General features: G+C 37.3%; 13 protein-coding genes and 1 pseudogene. 2 read left to right on the plus strand and 12 right to left on the minus strand.

Annotation, left to right across the window (positions count from 1 at the left end):
- Positions 1-428: 428 nt before the first annotated feature.
- Both ggt and QNJ50_RS28545 read right to left on the minus strand, forming a co-directional pair.
- Positions 429-2,246, minus strand: a complete 1,818-nt coding sequence (ggt, locus tag QNJ50_RS04070) for a gamma-glutamyltransferase (protein ID WP_300632317.1) — start codon at positions 2,244-2,246, stop codon at positions 429-431.
- 275 nt (positions 2,247-2,521) lie between these two features.
- Positions 2,522-2,665: pseudogene (locus tag QNJ50_RS28545) on the minus strand (DUF4327 family protein); the annotation flags it as partial.
- A gap of 69 nt (positions 2,666-2,734) precedes the next feature.
- Here QNJ50_RS28545 and QNJ50_RS04075 point away from each other — a divergent pair.
- Positions 2,735-2,962, plus strand: a complete 228-nt coding sequence (locus QNJ50_RS04075) for a hypothetical protein (RefSeq protein ID WP_300632319.1) — start codon at positions 2,735-2,737, stop codon at positions 2,960-2,962.
- On the opposite strand, the gene QNJ50_RS04080 is transcribed toward QNJ50_RS04075, so the two are convergent.
- Positions 2,945-3,682, minus strand: coding sequence for a phytochelatin synthase family protein (locus tag QNJ50_RS04080; protein WP_300632321.1), 738 nt, complete (start codon positions 3,680-3,682; stop codon positions 2,945-2,947). The two genes, QNJ50_RS04075 and QNJ50_RS04080, sit on opposite strands and share 18 nt — an antisense overlap.
- A gap of 373 nt (positions 3,683-4,055) precedes the next feature.
- Here QNJ50_RS04080 and QNJ50_RS04085 point away from each other — a divergent pair, with 373 nt between their 5' ends.
- Positions 4,056-4,667 carry an HD domain-containing protein gene (locus QNJ50_RS04085; protein ID WP_300632324.1) on the plus strand — a complete coding sequence of 204 codons (612 nt, stop codon included), beginning with the start codon at positions 4,056-4,058 and terminating at the stop codon, positions 4,665-4,667.
- A 48-nt stretch (positions 4,668-4,715) separates the two neighbouring features.
- Here the strand turns inward: QNJ50_RS04085 and QNJ50_RS04090 are convergent, their stop codons facing one another.
- From QNJ50_RS04090 to QNJ50_RS04130, 9 genes are all read right to left on the minus strand, one after another.
- Positions 4,716-5,879, minus strand: coding sequence for a mandelate racemase/muconate lactonizing enzyme family protein (locus tag QNJ50_RS04090; protein WP_300632326.1), 1,164 nt, complete (start codon positions 5,877-5,879; stop codon positions 4,716-4,718).
- A gap of 298 nt (positions 5,880-6,177) precedes the next feature.
- The gene (locus QNJ50_RS04095) at positions 6,178-7,158 is read right to left on the minus strand and encodes an aldo/keto reductase (RefSeq protein WP_300632328.1); all 981 of its coding nucleotides are present in this window, start codon (positions 7,156-7,158) and stop codon (positions 6,178-6,180) included.
- Positions 7,159-7,438: 280 nt separating this feature from the next.
- Positions 7,439-8,545: a glycosyltransferase gene (locus QNJ50_RS04100; RefSeq protein ID WP_300632331.1), complete on the minus strand. Its 1,107-nt coding sequence runs from the start codon at positions 8,543-8,545 to the stop codon at positions 7,439-7,441.
- A 160-nt stretch (positions 8,546-8,705) separates the two neighbouring features.
- Positions 8,706-10,088: a histidine phosphatase family protein gene (locus QNJ50_RS04105; RefSeq protein WP_300632334.1), complete on the minus strand. Its 1,383-nt coding sequence runs from the start codon at positions 10,086-10,088 to the stop codon at positions 8,706-8,708.
- 237 nt (positions 10,089-10,325) lie between these two features.
- Entirely contained in the window at positions 10,326-11,420 is a 1,095-nt protein-coding gene (locus tag QNJ50_RS04110; protein ID WP_300632337.1) for a glycosyltransferase, read from the minus strand.
- Positions 11,421-11,524: 104 nt separating this feature from the next.
- Positions 11,525-12,718 carry a glycosyltransferase gene (locus QNJ50_RS04115; RefSeq protein WP_300632339.1) on the minus strand — a complete coding sequence of 398 codons (1,194 nt, stop codon included), beginning with the start codon at positions 12,716-12,718 and terminating at the stop codon, positions 11,525-11,527.
- 120 nt (positions 12,719-12,838) lie between these two features.
- A complete protein-coding gene (locus QNJ50_RS04120) occupies positions 12,839-14,080 on the minus strand; it encodes a glycosyltransferase (RefSeq protein WP_300632341.1) in 1,242 nt (413 codons plus the stop codon).
- Between the two features lie 141 nt (positions 14,081-14,221).
- Positions 14,222-15,418, minus strand: a complete 1,197-nt coding sequence (locus QNJ50_RS04125; protein ID WP_300632344.1) for a glycosyltransferase — start codon at positions 15,416-15,418, stop codon at positions 14,222-14,224.
- Positions 15,419-15,597: 179 nt separating this feature from the next.
- Entirely contained in the window at positions 15,598-16,854 is a 1,257-nt protein-coding gene (locus tag QNJ50_RS04130) for a glycosyltransferase (RefSeq protein ID WP_300632347.1), read from the minus strand.
- Positions 16,855-17,611 lie beyond the last annotated feature (757 nt).

Raw genomic sequence — 17,611 nt, forward strand, 5'->3', positions numbered from 1 at the left:
CTCTGTTGGGTCAAGAAGGTAGTTGAAGAATTTACCTGAAAATTTTTTTGATATTTTCTGGAACAAGTGGGAGGGATTATGTAGTCAATATCAGCGTAAGCTAATTATATTTAAACTCTATATTTAACCCACGGGAAATATATTCCCACTTCTATGATTATCCCTAAACCCCGGTCATTAAGACTGGGTTTTTGATTTTGTATCACTTGTCCTGGATGGGTAAAATAACTCAAAAAAATTTTTTGATATTTTCTGGAACAAGTGGGAAGGATTATGTAGTCAATCTTAGCGTAAGCTACTTATATTTAAGCTCTATATTTAACCTAAGGGAAATATTTCCCAATTCTATAATCATCCCCAAACCCCGGTCGTTAAGGCTGGGTTTTTTGGTTATTTATGTAGATACCTTCCATGGAACGTCTCTAAGTTTAAAAACCTCTTACTTCACCTTCACCCCGTGGGTCTGCTGCACCTTCTAAAGTATTATCGGGTGTGACAACAATAGTATTAGCATTTCCCCAAGATCTAGTCTGTTTAATTTTGTGTCCCCGACGACTTAGTTCTTCTAAAGTCATTGCACCCAAACCAAATTTTTCTACTCGCAACACATCGGGAAACCACTGATGGTGCACTCTAGACGCAGATACTGCAGAACCAGCATCCATATCATATTCCAATACGTTCAGAATTATTTGCAATACTTGGGTAATAATCTTGCTACCTCCGGGACTACCTACAGCCATACGGAGTTTTCCATTTTCGGTGACGATTGTGGGGGTCATGCTAGAAAGGGGAGTTTTATTCGGCGCGATCGCATTAGCTTCATTACCTAATAAACCAAAATAATTAGGTACTCCCGGTGCTGTAGCAAAGTCATCCATTTCGTTATTAAGTACAATTCCCGTGCTATCTACAACTATACCAGCGCCAAATTTCAGGTTAACTGTAAATGTTAAACTGACAGCGTTACGTTCTTTGTCTACAACTGTGAGATGACTGGTATCGGATGATTCGCGATTATTTAAATTTAATTGTTTTTGATTTGAATATTTTAGGTTTGATTCTTGAGAGTATAATTGTTTTTTAGATCTGCTTGAAGAAGTATTACTTGAAAAGCGTTGTAGGGTTTTTCGATCTGCTGGTTTAACCTCACTGGAACGCTTAACTTTGTCCATGCTAATTTGCTGACGCCGATATTTAGCATACGCAGGATTTATAAGTTGTGTAACTGGAACTTCCACAAAGTCTGGATCGCCTAAATGCTCTGAACGGTCTGCATAAGCAATTCGCATTGCTTCCGCAAGTAAATGTAAAGCATCGGGATGATGCCATCCTAATGATTTTAAATCTGTATCGCCAATAATATTGAGCATTTGTAATAAATGAACACCCCCCGATGATGGTGGTGGCATAGAACAAACCCGCGATGTGCGAAAATTACCACATACTGGCGATCGCCATTTTGGTTTATAGTTGCTCAAATCTTTTAAAGTAATTAACCCGCCATTTTTTTTCATGTCTGCAGTAATCAGACGGGCGATTCTACCAGTGTAAAAATTACGCGGATTTATAGCAGTTGCTTGCAGAGTTTTGGCTAAATCGCGCTGTATTAAGCGGTCTCCCGGCTGATAAAATTCACCATTACGAGTGAAAATTTTCCGCGTTACTGGGTTTTGCAAAATCATTTCTTTGCGTTCTTCAATAGCTTCGGTAAACTGTTGTTTGACTACAAAACCATCTCTTGCAAGGCGAATAGCAGGTTTAACAACAGTAGACCAAGGTAGTTTTCCATAGCGACTGTGAATTTCGTACATTCCAGCGATCGTTCCGGGAGTACCTACTGCTAAATAACCATTAATACTTGCACCCCGACGCACCTTACCATTTTCGTCTAAATACATATTTTTGGTAGCTTTGAGGGGTGCGCGTTCGCGAAAATCTAAAGCTTTAATTTCTCCAGTTTTAGCATTACGAAATAATAAAAAACCACCACCCCCAATCCCTGCTGAAAATGGTTCTACAACAGAAATTGCTAGGGTTGTAGCAACTGCAGCATCAACAGCATTACCATCTTTGCGCAACATTTCTAATCCGGCTTCGCTTGCTAAAGGATGTGCAGAAACTACCATTGCGTTTTTTGTACGCAGAGGTCTAACAATGATTGCAGATACTGCTTGAGTATAAAATACAACCATTGAAAATAAAAAAGCAAAAGTAAGACGGTGGTATTTACTAACAATAATCATTATGAATAATAGGAGTCATCAAATATTCTAGTAATTGTACTATATGACTCCTAGGTAAATTTTTCTTGTTTTAAGCCGCCCTTGTGCTTGAAAAACAACATATATAGCACTACATATTTAGGTTAGGACATTGGTGAATGCTGAAACCTATAATCAGTATACTTATGTCCTGCGGACACGCTGCACTAATAGACATCTCCGAAAAAGAATATAAAAGCCTTATGTAGTCAGGGGTGATATCTCATTTCTGGAGATGTCTAATGAATTTTGACTTTTTACTTGCGCATAGCACTATATTTTCTAGCATTTGTGTCTACATTTTGAATTTTGATGCTCAATACCCATTCTCGTGGTGGAATAAACTTGCATAACATATAAATGGACTGATGACGGTCAACTCTTCCTTTTTTACTCATTCTCTTGCTTCGTCTTTGATTGCACTAATAAGTTACATTAGTTGGTAACATGATTCACCTCCTGCTCATTTAATGAAGCTCGATCTGAAGATGTTTCGAGCAGCAGAAATGTATGAAGAAGGATTTAACATATCTGCTTTTACTTTATTTTGCAAAACAAATATGAAGCTACTCTGCAGCACCCAATTACAAGATTGGTCTATTTGGAGGGTACGTCATTTTTGTCCCACGGATTATCCCACACCAAATCAAGATTATGGTGTGGGGCTTACGGCGTTTAAGCTAAATTTTACTGACTAATACAAAACCACGTGTTTTACCTGAAACTGGATCGACTGTATTCATGGCTTTCCACAAATCTGCAGTTTTCACCCAAACAGGAGGATATTTATAACGAGAAACATCTAATATTAAAAATCTATCTGTTTCTTTGTTATAAGCTGCTATAGGTGAAATATGTCCACCTCGCTTTTGACCCATTGCTCTACGTAAATAGTTGATGATAATAAAGTTTTCAGATTGTTTTAAATTATTTGTTGCAAGCTTGCGAAATTCTTCTAAAGTCGTATTACCTGCATGATAAACTCGGGCTTTGGCTTGGTAACTTCCTAATAGTTTTCCTAATTCCTGTACTGTCATTCCTTGACGAGAAACCACCTCAGGAGCAATTACTTTAACAGCAGCTTTGTTGCTGAAGAAATTTTCTTGAGTAAATACACGATATGGTTTATATTTTTCTGATTCTGGTGCGGGAATACCCAAAGCATTAAGTACCATGACAATACTAGCAACACCACAGTATGCTTGATTTTTTTGAGTAACAAAATGCATACTCAGAGGGATAAAATCTTCTCTAGATTTACTTTTTACAAGTAAACTTTCCCCTTCATCTGTATTGAAACCAATTAAATTATCTGCAATCGGCAGTGTTTGAGCTAATACACTACCTACAGATATACACGCACCTAAAATGAAAGTTCTTAATGTAATTTTTATAGTTTTAAGTGAGTAATTTTTCATTAAACATTTACCTTCGATTTTCAAACAAAATTTTGCACTAACAGTTGGGAGTATTAAGAAATTAAAATATTAATTAGATGTTAAATATATAAATAAGCTACCACTGAATTTTGTTTAATCGAAAGTTAAATCTTAAGGAATAATTATAAAAATTGGTTAATTAAAATTATTGATTAAATTAATTTACTTAAGTGTTTGTAATTAAATTATCCTACTTTGACAAGAACAGGAATAAAATTTTTAAACAAAGTTCATGTATACATGAAAGTACTTTTTGGCACATCTGTAAAGATTTAATGCATGAAGAATGGTAATCTTTTTAAATGGAGTTTTTAAATTTGAGATTCTTCGCTACAGTTTATCTTTGTGAACCATGCATACAAAAGCATCTTTACCAATTAGTATTTTAGATGGTAAAAATACTTTACCAATTATTGAAGCTTATTTTGAATTCAATCATCTAAAGCAACTGTATCGTCAAGGTTGGTTACAACATGGTATTGAGCCAAAGTATTGTGAAAGTGTTGCTGAACATTCATTTTGTGTCGCCTTATTAGGTTTGTTGCTAGCAGATCAATATCCAGAATTGGATGTGAATAAAGTTGTGAGGATGGCTTTAATTCATGATTTAGGAGAAATCTACGCCGGTGACTTTACTCCCAAAGATAAAATTGACAAGAATCACAAGTTTGAATTAGAAAAAAAATCGGTTTTGCAAGTATTTAATAAGTTACCTAATGGATGGAAGTGGATTAACCTATGGGAGGAATACGAACAAGGTATTTCTGCAGAAGCTAATTTTGTCCAGCAATTAGACCGATTAGAGATGCTTTTACAAGCAAGTATTTACGAGCAGCAACGACAAGTAGATTTGTCTGATTTTTTTGCATCTACAGGATGGGATGTCTTTTCACCGGAATTACAATCTATATTCCAATTTTTAGAAGATTTAAGAAAGGGTTCCAAGGTATCCTTAAGTAAATAATCTATTTTTTTGATATTTAGTTGATGCTATCGGTCTTGTACTCATTACTCATAAAAATGCTTTTGCTTCTCTTAGCACCTTCGGATCGAAACTCATTCCCAGACCAGGTTCTTGGGGAACCTTAATTACACCATTTTCAGGTTTGAGTACAGGGGTAAACCAATCTGTATATTTAAGGGATTTAGCATTGTATTCATGATATTTATAGGGACTAGGAATACATGAAGCACAATGCAGTGGATAATTTATTCCTGGTCCTCGCTCTGGGTTATGAATTGTAGTGAGAATACCTGCACTTTTGACTTGACATGCTACTCTAATTGTACGTATAAACCCACCATAAAAAATTAGATCTGGTTGGACAATGTCAATAGTACGCTGTCGAATCATGGATTTGAACCGCGACCAGCTGGTTTCCAATTCCCCTGCTGCAACTGACATCGATAAAGCATCAGTAACATGTTTAATTTCTTCTAGTTCTTCAAACGGACAAGGTTCCTCAAAAAAAGAAACATTATGAGCTTCTAGCATTCTACCCACCTCGATCGCTTTTTTTGAATCGTAGGAGCCGTTAGCATCTGCATGAATTGCGATGGAATCACCAAGGGTTTTACGAGCAAGGGAAATTAGACTTTCCGTACGTCCGGGAGCAGCATCAGAATTATTGCTCATTCGCCCACCAATTTTGAATTTTATGGCTTTTGCTCCAGTTTCCTCAATCCGTTTTTGTGCAAATGCAACTTCTCTTTCTGGGGTAGTATCACGTCGTAAACTGGAGAGATATATGGGGATTTCCGAGCGAAGTACTCCACCTAAAAGTTCTCCAACAGGTTTACTTGCAACTTTTCCTAACAGGTCTAACAAACTCATCTCGACCCAAGCAACACAGCACCAAAACGGTAATCCGCCGAGCTTATAGTTGCGACGGAATAAATAAACACCATCAATCAATGATTCTAGCTCGCGTGCATCTTTACCAATAAAATAGGGAATAACTAAATTTTGCAAGATGGGATAGAAATTCTGGACATATTTGTATTTATGAGCGATTGCAATCCCAACTGCACCATCACTTGAAATACTACGAACAAAGTATATTTCTCGATCACTGATTCTGTAATCCAGTTTCAATAATTCAATCTTTGCAATCTTTACAGGTGATGTGAAAATTTTTTCTTTGAGGATTGGAGCTATCTCTAATACCTGACTCATATGAAAAATAGATTATGTATTTTGATTAATGACTGGCGATATAATCTCTCAACACAAACACACTTTAATATGTCATTAAGTTTCAATATGTACTCAATGGCTGGGCTAGATTGAATTTGGGATATTTTTTCAATTTTTTCAAACTTTAAACAGCAAAGTGAAGCGATATAAGTTGATTATAATCCAATATAGAAATTGTATGGGCGCACCGATGTGCGCCCTTATGACTATAACCAATGGTGTATATTTTATCTGTAGAAACCTGAGATGAATTTGATAAAATTACCCTACAATGGATTTATCCTGCCGCTGCTGTAACTGGCACACTGTCAGATGATGCCGAAGAAGTATTTTCCATGCATTTGTGTAGATTTTCTCTTTCTTCTGTAGACAAAAGTTTTTCTCCTGCGATCGCATTAATTGCAGCTTGTTCGGGAGATTTAGCTCCAGGAATTGCAACAGGTTGTGCGGGGTGAGAAATTACGTAGCGAAGAGCTCCTGTCACCATTTCTTGTTGAGATGGGAAAACAGTTTTTAGTTTATCTACTTTAGCAATATTCTTTTCTAGTTTTTGTTGAGCTTTTTCTTTTTTATGCCATTTGGAACGAATAGTATCGGTAAAAACTGTATCTGCTGAATACTTACCAGAAAGTAAACCTTTAGCGAGAGGTCCCCGAATCATGACCGCAATTCCATGTTCTTGACAGTATGGTAATATGTCTGAATCTGGCTTGCGATTTAATAGTGAATAGTCAATTTCCAATACTTGACAAGTATTATTGACGTTAAACTTCTTCAGTACTTCTAAATCATTGGTTGAAATACCATAAGCTCGGATATGACCTTGCTGTTTGAGCATCTCAAACCCTTCCAGGTAAATGCTAGGATCTTCAATACTACCTTCATGACAAAGCATTACATCGATCCAATCTGTACGGAGGCGATACAAGCAAGCATGGGCACACAGACGAATATTTTCCGGTGAATCCTTAGGTATTGGATGACCTTCGCGTCTTCCCCAGCTACCAATCTTAGAAACTATATATACTTGCTGACGAATACCTGTTAAAGCCTGTCCTAAGCGTATTTCAGATAATCCTGGTGGAATTCCATATGCTTCAGCAGTATCGAATAGATTAACTCCATTATCAAATGCACTGCGTATAGTAGCTAAAGCCGTACCATCGTCAATATTACCCCATTGATTACCAATATTCCAGGTACCCATACCAATCGCAGACACTTTAAAACCTGTGTTACCAAAATCTCTGTAAAGCATATATAATCGCTCCTAAGGAAAAATACATAAAAATCAAAAATCAGAAGATGGGAGTCAGGAGACAGAAGTCAGGAGTCAGGAGACAGGAGTCAGAAGTCAGAAGTCAGGAGTCAGGACAGACCGCGCCTACGGCGTTAACGTAAGTTGGGCGTAAGCACAGCAGAAGTCAGAAGTCAGGAGACAGGAGTCACAAATCACTAATACCAATGACCCATTACCCATTACCTAATCACCAATCCCCATATGCCGCTTGCGGCGGCGGCACGCAGTGCTATCACCTCTAAACCATAGCTGACTGAAGCACTTCCACAGACTGGAGCATTTCTGCTGCTTGAGCTTGTTTTGCTTGGGGTAGTTTTTGGATATAACGTTTGTAGTAATAATGGTTAAATCGTGTTTCTAAAGAACTTAAGATTTTTTCTAACCAAGGACTACCTTTGCCAAAAGTTAGACGACGGACTAATGGTTTGATTAAAATCTCGCGTCTTCGACCTCCAAGTCCCTTATAGCGCTTATGGAAATACTTGTCTTCATAAAGGTTCCACTTACCACGTAAGTGAGTTAAGCTTGCTAAATCCCAAGCATCATTCCACCGTAACATGAAATAGGGAAGATCTGACCATTCAAAATCTGGTATTTGTATGCTTCCTGTCAATGCCATCAAACCTTTTTGATTCTTACTAATTCCCAAAGTATCGGTGGTAATCACAGAATCTCGTTCGCAATAAATGGTACCGCCAGCTTCTAATACCATCAAACAAAAATCAATGTGTTCGCGTGTCGCCAACATTCCTTCATCAATTTGAACGGTACCATCAAATATTTCTGTACGAACTAGCATGCAGTGAAATTCAACGTATTCACATTGCACTCGTTTGAGTTCGTCGGGTACATTAACAACATGCTCCCCTGTGAGATAAGTCTTTTGACGTATACACCTTTGGGGTTTGCCGTCTACTTCTTTAATTTTAATGCGGTTTTCTCCACCGGCATTATGAATTACTTGGTGTTCTGGTTGTCCCAGACAAGTAAGGGGTCCAACGACTGCGGCTCCGGTTTCTTCTGCACATTCAACTAATTTTGTCAACCAACCGCGTTTAACTACTACGTCATTGTCTATAAAGACAACATATTGAGTTGTGACATGACGCAAACCTACATTTCTTGCTTGGTTGGGAGAAACATAGTATGGCGTTCTAACTAATTTAAAGTTTTTTTCCTGAGATTTTTCTTGGAGGTACTGTTGAATATGTTTGGGAGTGCAGACATCAACATAAACTAACTCAAAGGGATAGTCGGTATTTTCATAAATACTTTCCAGAGACTGCTGAGTATAGCTGAAACGTTCCCGTGGTACAACAACAAGAGTTACTTCTGGTTGAGTCATTTTCGATATCTCCACTGTTTAGTTTTGTTGTTTTAAGTTTTAAGTTAAATTTTGTAGTTTTAAATTGCTGGTTGACGAAGATAAAAATTTCCCAACCCGATCGAGCGCAATTGAAAAATTACTAATCCCCAATCCCAAGTCGCCAATTCCAAATCCTCGATCAATTGAGTATGCTAGAAGTTATAAAAGAAGAACTGGAAACTGAAGAATCAAGTATTGAAGTTATTGCTTGCTCTCCAGGGGAAATATTTATTGCTTGAAGCATTGGTGCGCGTTGTTGTGAGGAAGGATAATGGATGACGCTAATTTTTTCTTGATGAACTTGCAACTTGTACAGTTCATCTGAATCCAAACCCAATACTTGACCAATTAGAGATTTAATAATGGAAGGGCGAGCAACGACTAACCCAGTTACTAATCTGTCTGAACTTGTAGACTTTGAGCTTGATACGGAATTATTAGCCTCAATAGTTTTTTGCCAAATCCGGGGAAAATCTTCTCGTAATACTTGCAGTTGCACTGTTGCTGGATGATATTGCAGAATCTGCTCTGCAAGTATTTGGGAATTACCAATATCTCCACTAATGCTAAAGTCGATGAAAACTTTCTCTAGGAATTTAGCTAACTTTTGAATTGGTTGTAGGTTAGTATTTTGTGGATTAATATTTTGTGGATTGATATTTTGTGAATTGATATTTTGTGAATTGATATTTTGTGGATTAGTATTTTTTGGTTCAGTATGTCCTGAAGGAACTAGTAACAAGCGGAGACCTTGAGAATCTCCCTTGGGTTTGGGTAGAGTTTCTCCCAGTTGCGTCGTCAGATTTAAAGCTTCTATTTGTGCTTGTTGGCGGTCGTCACCAGAAAAATTTAAGATACTGATTCCACAGTTAGACTGTTGCATGGCATGATAGCGATCAGGTGTTAAACCAAGCGCTGTGGCGATTAAAGCACGGTTAATTCCAGAATGCCCCACTAATAACAGGGTTTGACCGACATGATGGGGTAGTATGTTTTCCCAAAAATTTTGTGCCCTTTCATACAAATCGAGGACGGGAAAGCAATATTCCTTGGTCTTAACTGATGAAGACTGATGGGGGATAACTTTCATACAAAACTCATGGGGTCGTTGTCTCCAGCAACGATAATCATCAGCAAATTGTTCTTGCACGTACTTTAACGGTAAACCTTGCCATCCGTGCAAGTCAATTTCTCGCAAATCCCAAGGACGAGCATTTAATTTGAGATCATCAGCACAAAGACCCATAGTAGTCAATATTTCTCTGGCTGTTTCTTGAGCTCGTTTTAGAGGACTTGCATACAAACCATCGATTGCTATCCCTCTTAAGGAAACACCTATTTTTTGGGCGCTGTCAATACCTGCTTGTGTTAAAACAGATTCATCACTGCTACCCTGATGGCGACCCTGAGCATTATAAGTACTTTGACCGTGACGCACCAGAATTACACGGGTACCAGGAGTACCTTCGTAAAAGCTCTGTGTTTTTAAATCGCTTCTTAATTTATTCAATTCCCAAAGCATAGGTATGTTCTCCTTAACTAATCAAGGTGGACTTAAATTAACCACCTGTGTGAATTTGAAATATCTCAAAGCCTTGTGTTTATGTAATTACTTACTTTGAAGCGCACACAGAGCACATTTTACGAATCACTAATCACACTAATCACCATATGCCGCTTGCGGCGGGCACGCAGTGCTATCACCGATTACCCATAACCAATTACCGAAGGTAGATATAGCGAGTATTTTCAACCCAATCTAGGAAACTGAAGACGAGGTAACTAAAGGCTTGAAATTTTCCGTATCTTTAACCTTTTGCTTTTTCCTCAAACCAATACTATGACGAGCATAGCTGTGCTTGAGAGCATAAATGTCACTCATCCAACCGTTGACTATCCTTTCTGTTGATTTGAGCCAAGTAGCAAACCAAGGTTTGTGCTCTTTCCAGGGAAAGCGAGTAATTGCAGCCCGAAGCAAAGACCGATAGCGACGACGTCCTAGGCGATAATAGCGCTTTTCAAAATACCAATCTTCTTCCAAGTCCCATTTTTGACGAAAATGCTCAAAGCTAGCCATATCCCAAGCATCACTCCAACGTAACATAAAATAAGTTACATCTGACCAATCAAGATGGGGTCCCGTAACATAGGTTACTATACTTTGGCGATCGCAGTAAACTTTACCACCAGCTTTATGGGTTGCTGTTAAGCATAAGTCAATATGTTCGCGGGTGCTGAGCAGCCTTTCATCAAAAGGTCCGGTTTTTTCAAACAATTCAGTACGAACTAAGGCGCAGTGTAATTCAACAAAATCGCATTCGGTGAGATTGAGTTGTTCGGGTATTTTATTTACCCTTCTTCCTTCGAGATAACTATTTTGTACTCCATGGCGAGTTACCTTACCATTATTTTCTCTTATATCTATATAAGTTTCTCCACCACCATTGTGAATTATTTCGTGAAGAGGTTTATCTAGACAGGTAAGGGTACCAACTACCATTGCATCTGTCTCTTCCGCAGATTTTATCAAGGAAGTTAACCAACCTCGTTTAACAAGAACGTCATTATCAATAAAAACAACATATTTAGTTTTCACTTCACTCAGTCCAATATTTCTGGCACGATTGGGAGAGATATAGTGATTGGTTCTAATTAATTTAAATTGTTTTTCTTGTGCTTGTGCTTGTAAATAACGTCGAATATGTTTTGGAGAACCCCCATCAACATAAACTAACTCAAAGGGACAAGCTGTATCTTGGTAAATGCTTTCGAGAGATTCCCGTGTATAGCTAAAACGCTCCCGTGGTACTACAACAATGGTTACATTTGGCTTAGAATTGGTAGATACTTCCATTTTCAATCTCCTTTTTGATAACTTTTGCTCTTCCAGGTCTTTTAGCGACCAAAAGCAATCAGATTTGACTTAATTTGATGTTCTTGAAGTTGTTACCTGGTACATCACACAGCAACAACAGCGTTCTCCAAAAACTCTTGCAATAAACTGGATGTTTTCTGTGCTCCCTCAAGTTCGATTGGTTCGCAGGTATTCACAGAACCTTGTTTATTCAGATTGGCGATAATCTTTTGACTCAAAGACTCGGGATTCAAATCCGCAGGATGAATTATTTCAGTAAGTCCGAGTTTTTCTAACTTCTCTGCTCTGATTTTTTGTTCCCAATCTTTATTAGAAGGGAAAATCATGGAATTAACACCTGTTCTGAGAATATTCATTGTGGTGTTATAACCGCACAAACTGATGGAAAGTTCTGCTTTTTCCATATAAGGAATTAAATTAGCAGTATACTTTCTCAAAGTCAGATTAGTTTGATTTGCTACGGTTTCTTGTAGTTTTAGAAACTTTTCTGCTGGGAAGAAAGGACCAGCAAAAGCAATTATTTGGTGTGGTAAAGATTTACTAATCAGTGGAATAGCTTGCAGGATAGATTCTAACAGATCGTGCCCTAATTGTCCCCCACCAATAGTAACTAAAATAGTTGGTTGATTCAAATTAAGAGTTGCTAAATCTTCCTCAGTAAGTAGCGGATTTTCTGGAGATGATTGAGCAACATAACCGGTATATTTAATTTGACTTTGAATTTCTTTAATTCGAGGAAAGCTTTCCGCTAGATTATGAAATTTTGGGTCTGAATGAACCAGAAGTAAATCAAAATATTGGTTCATTAAATTACAAATTTTATCGGTGACAGCTTCTCGATTATCGTAGTGTTTCGCCATCACAATATCACGTAAACTGGAAACTACTTTAGTTTTTCTTCCCGTTGCTTTGATTCTTTGCAAAAGTGGAATAGCTTCAAATTCAAACTGATGTTTGTTAAAAGGGTAACCCTCAGTAATTAAGCAATCAGGTTGAAATTCCTCAAAAACCTGTAACAGCTTATCTTGACGCACCTGTTTGACTTCTTCAAGGTCTTGGGAGCTATCTGCAACTTTAACCTGGCGATTTTCTGATAATAGCAAAGGAAGGGTAACCACCTGTACTCCAGCAGGAGCTTCAAAACCTTCTACTTCCCACCCAGCTTTTACAAAACAAACTTGGAAATCTTTAGCTAGGGAGCGTAAAATCTCCAAGCTCCTAACCAGGTGTCCCATTCCCAAATGATATTGACAATAAAATAAAATCTTTTTTTTCATGTAATCCCCACTTCCCTCCAGCCTTATTCCATTTTTCTTGTATGAGCCGAACGCAAAATTAATTGAGAATAAAATAAAGCAATAAATGCCAAATATTAAAGTCTTTTGCAGTCATTAATTTTAAATAGATAGACTATGCTCTGTTTGCCATTTAAAGCTACTTTCTTTACCAGGATTAACTGAATCAACTTTTAATAGCTCTTGAATAAATCTCGTGGTGTTTTGAGCGCCTTGTAATTCTACATAATTTGAAATTTCTATATCCCTTTTTTTATGAAGAGAAGTAATAATCTTTTGTGCTAGGCGTTCGCTTGGTAAATCTTCAGGACGAAGAACATCAAGAATACCCAATCTTTCTAGTTTTTCCGATCTAGTTCTTTGTTCGCTACCGTCGTTTGACGGATAAATCATGGCATTGACACCAGTTCTTAGAACATTCATTGTCGTGTTGTAGCCACCTAAACTAATTGACAGCGCTGCTTTCCTCATATAAGAAAGTAAATGTGCTGTGTATCTTCTAAAGTTAATATTATTCTTATTAGTTGCTAATTTTTGCAATTCTAAAAACTTTTCTTCCGGCATAAAAGGTCCGGTAAATATTTGAATTTTATGGGGCAAGAACTTCTCTAAGATTATACTTGCATCTAAGATTTTTTCAATCAGTTCATGTCCAAATCTACCACCACCAATACTAACTAAAATCATTGGCTCTTTGCGGCTAAGACCAGCAATATCTTCAGCTGTAGGAGGTAAATTCTTTGGAGGTGATTGGGCAACATAACCCGTGTAGTTAATATTACAATTAATCTCCCCAGTTAAGGAAAAATTTTCTTCTAATTTATGAATTTTTGGGTCTGAATGAACCAGTAACAGATCGTAATACCGATTAATTAAATCACGTTTTTTAATTTCTAATTTGGCTTTATCCTGATAATAATTTTTTGATAGAACGATATCTCTAACGCAGCAAACTGCTTTAGTACGTCCCCTACTTGATTTGACTTTTTCTAAGAGAGGAATTAGCTCAAAAGCAAGTTTACCTTTACTAAAAGGATACCCTTCTGTAATCAAGCAATCAGGTTGAAACTCATCAAATATCTGCAAAAGTCTATGTTTGCGAATCTCTTTAACTTCTTCCAAGTTCAGGTTATTATCTACCACCTCAAGATTGCGATTTCTAACTCTCAAAGCTGGAATGCGGATAGTTTTCACGGAACAGGGGATTTCAAAATTTTGGACGACAGGTCCACCATCAATCAAACAAACTTCAAATTGTGTGACTAGACTACGAATAATTTCTGCACTGCGAACCAGATGACCCATACCCATCAGGTTCTGACAGTAAAACATTATTTTTTTCATTGCTATTTCATTGTTAGTTTAGCAGTTTTTAGAATTCAGTCTTCTTCCATCTTTCAGTCTGATTTTGTGCGATATTAATTTGCAATACTTTCTAATAATGACTTCCCAATAATTCCCCTATATTTCCATTTCCGGAAAAAACTAAGCTGCGATCGCGACTTTGGACTGAACTACATCTTTCAATATTTGAGCTGTTTTCTGGGCTCCTTGAAGTTCTAATTGTCCAAAAGCACTGGTTGTAGGTAATGTTTGCAGACGATCTATTACTTTACTTGCAAAGATATCAGCTTGTAAGTCTTCTGGGCGAACTACACTCAGGATACCTAACTGCTCTAATTTTTCGGCTCTAATTCTCTGTTCGCTATCTTTATTAGAGGGATAAATCATTGAATTGACACCTGTTCTGAGGACGTTCATTGTGGTGTTATAACCCCCTAAACTGATCGAAAGCCTAGCTCTTTCCATGTAGGATAGTAAATTAGGGGTATAACGCTGGAAAGTGACATTAGACTTATCAGCAGCTAACTTCTGGAAATAAACAAACTTTTCTTCAGGCATAAAAGGCCCGGCAAAAATTTGGATATGATGGGGTAAATGTGAATCAATAATTGAAGCGGAATCAATTACACATTCTAGTAAGTCATGTCCCAACCTACCTCCACCTACACTCACCAATATCGTTGGTTCCTGACGGTTGAGATTAACGATGTCTTCCAGAGTAAATTCTATATTTTTCGGCGATGATTGCGCTACGTAACCAGTGTAATTAATTTGACACTCAAGTTCTCCGGTAAGAGAAAAGTTTTCTTCCAAACGATGAAGTTTTGGGTCTGAATGAATCAGCAACATATCATAATACTGGTTCATCAGTTCACATCGTTCTTTCTCCGCCTTTGCCCTGTCTCCATACTGCTTTACCATGATAATATCTCGGAGACTACAAACAATCTTGGTGTCTCGCCCTGATGCTTTTATTCTTTGAAGCAGTGGAACTAATTCAAATGCTAGGCTCTTTTTCTTACTGAAAGGATATCCTTCGGTCACTAAACAGTCGGGTTGAAAGTCGTCAAATACTCTCATCAGCTTGCGTTTACGGATTTCTTGTACCTCTTCCAGGGTCTGAGAACTATTGACTACCTTTATCTGCTTACCCTCTGCTTTAATTGCCGGAAGGTGGACAACTTCTACACCGTCTGGCATTTGAAACCCTTCTACAATTTGTCCCCCATCGATCAAACAAACCTCGAAGTCTTTAACCAAATTGCGAATAATTTCTGTAGTCCGCACCAGATGACCCATACCTAAAAGATTTTGGCAATAGAACATAATCTTTTTCATTCCACTCTAACCTCCCTTCATAAAGTGTTTATGTTAGTCGCTGGTAGACTACACAAGTGTCTCTTTTTACAGCTTCTTGTTTATCAATGAACTTTTAATGAAACTTTTATGAGAAATTTTTCATCTAATTTGACACGTGTGACCAACAAGTGAGAGTAGTTCGTAAAAAAGTATGAGATTTATTTTACGCTTCCTAATATGAGATCCTGTAAGTCTTCTTCGTTGTGCTCCATTGGGCTCAATTCCCACGCCATTTTACCGAAACATAGTTGGGAAAGCTCTTGTTCTATTCTTGGTAGCGCATCTAAATCTAAACGGGATACAGGAGAAAAATGCTTACTTGTACTGTTAAGTTGTTCCATAACAGTTTCTAGTAAATTCTCTGGAGTTAAATTATCTGGATGAATAAATCTAAATAAACCAAAGCTACTCATTCTTTGAGCGCGAATTAATTGTTCTTGAACTGGTTGGGTACGAGGAACAACCACAGCTCTCTTACTTAGAGATAAAATCTCACAAACAGTGTTATAACCTGCCATTGAAACAATGGTATCAGCAGCTTCCATGTAGCTAATAATATCATCCGTGAATTCGCAAATCTTGAAATTTGGATTGTTTTGAGCCACCTGAGATAATGCTTCCCTTTGGGATGATGGCATTTCTGGACCCGAAACAATTAGACTCTTGATGGAAACCTCAGAAGTCTGGTAAATAAAACTCTGGAGGTAAGTATCTATCAAACGATAGCCATCCTCACCTCCACCAGGGGTAACAAGAACCAATTTTTCTGATGGTTTGATTTGCAATTCTTGACGGATAGTAGAACCAGACTTGAGTCCTAGTTCTCTACGGATATAGCCGCAAAAATTTACTTTTTTGACAATTGTTGTAGAGAAATTATACTCTTTAACTAAATCAAATACTTCCGGCATCCCAACAACCAATATTTTGTCATAAAACCACTCAATAGCTTGGTAGTATTGATTCTTTTCCCACTCGGATATCGTAACTTCTGAACGGTCTAAGATATCGCGCAAAAGTAAAACTAACTTGGTTTCAGGTTTATGAGTATTCAAATAGGTCAGAGTTTCCTTTAACTCACTTTGCAAACCATAGGGTTTTTTATCTACAAGTAATAAATCAGGTTGAAAGTGAACGGCTGTTGTCTTAATTAATTCAGAGCGTAACCTTATGGTTTTTTCCGTACTTGTTCGTAAATATTTAGCTGATAGTTTACCTTCTCGATCGCGCCCAATACAAGGAAGTTTGATGTAATCAAGACGCGGATGTAATCGAAAGCTATGGATAGCTGGGGAACCAGACACTAAAATAATGGAAATATCCGGGATTGAGTCGAGTAAATAATTACAAATAGCTAACATCCGGCGAATGTTTCCGAGACCGAATGTATCGTGAGAGTAAACCATCAGTCTCATAGTTTTTCCTCATTTAATTTTATGAACTACTCGTCAATCATCAATGATTGAATCATAAGCAACTGTAGCTATTGAGATGAAATATATTAGTGTGAGGTATATTGATAGGAATGACTTCTATTGCTTGCACAAATCCCACAACTAGTCACATAGTTGTGTTACAGCATTTGACACAAATTAAACAGATATTAAATGTGCGTGTATCTGGAAATAGAATTAAATCTGTATCTTTATTGATACCGTCAATATATCATACTAATTCATTGAATTATCCCATACCAATGATTTATTCGGCTTATTTTTCATCCCTTCTGGTGTCTCATAAGGTTCTTTGCCAGATATCTACCATAAGTATGATACATGGCACTTCTCAAATGCTTGTACTTTTAGGTCTGCTGTTCTGAATCCCTGTCAAAGCAGTTTAATTTATGACAATGTAACTACTAAAACTTATTTAGGTAGATATTTGCTAGTCATTGGATAAAATATTCTGATTTGATTCAAGTTTGTTAAAAGCATTATATATTATTTCTTTGGGAAATAATCTATCTTCAATAAGAAATATAAGCGTATTCTGATTTCCACAAAATACATTGGGATCGAAAATCTATATCTTAAGGTGAGGTTTTTCTTTCTATCCGTTGATGAATCTGATATTTGGGGTAATGTTACGGAAGCTGCGTCTAGGGGCAAACTAAACGGTATAGTTTAATAGCACTCCGTAAAAAGTACCGAATGTTATTCAGGAGTCAGAACT

The sequence above is a fragment of the Mastigocoleus sp. MO_188.B34 genome (assembly GCF_030065675.1).
Lineage (GTDB): Bacteria > Cyanobacteriota > Cyanobacteriia > Cyanobacteriales > Nostocaceae > Mastigocoleus.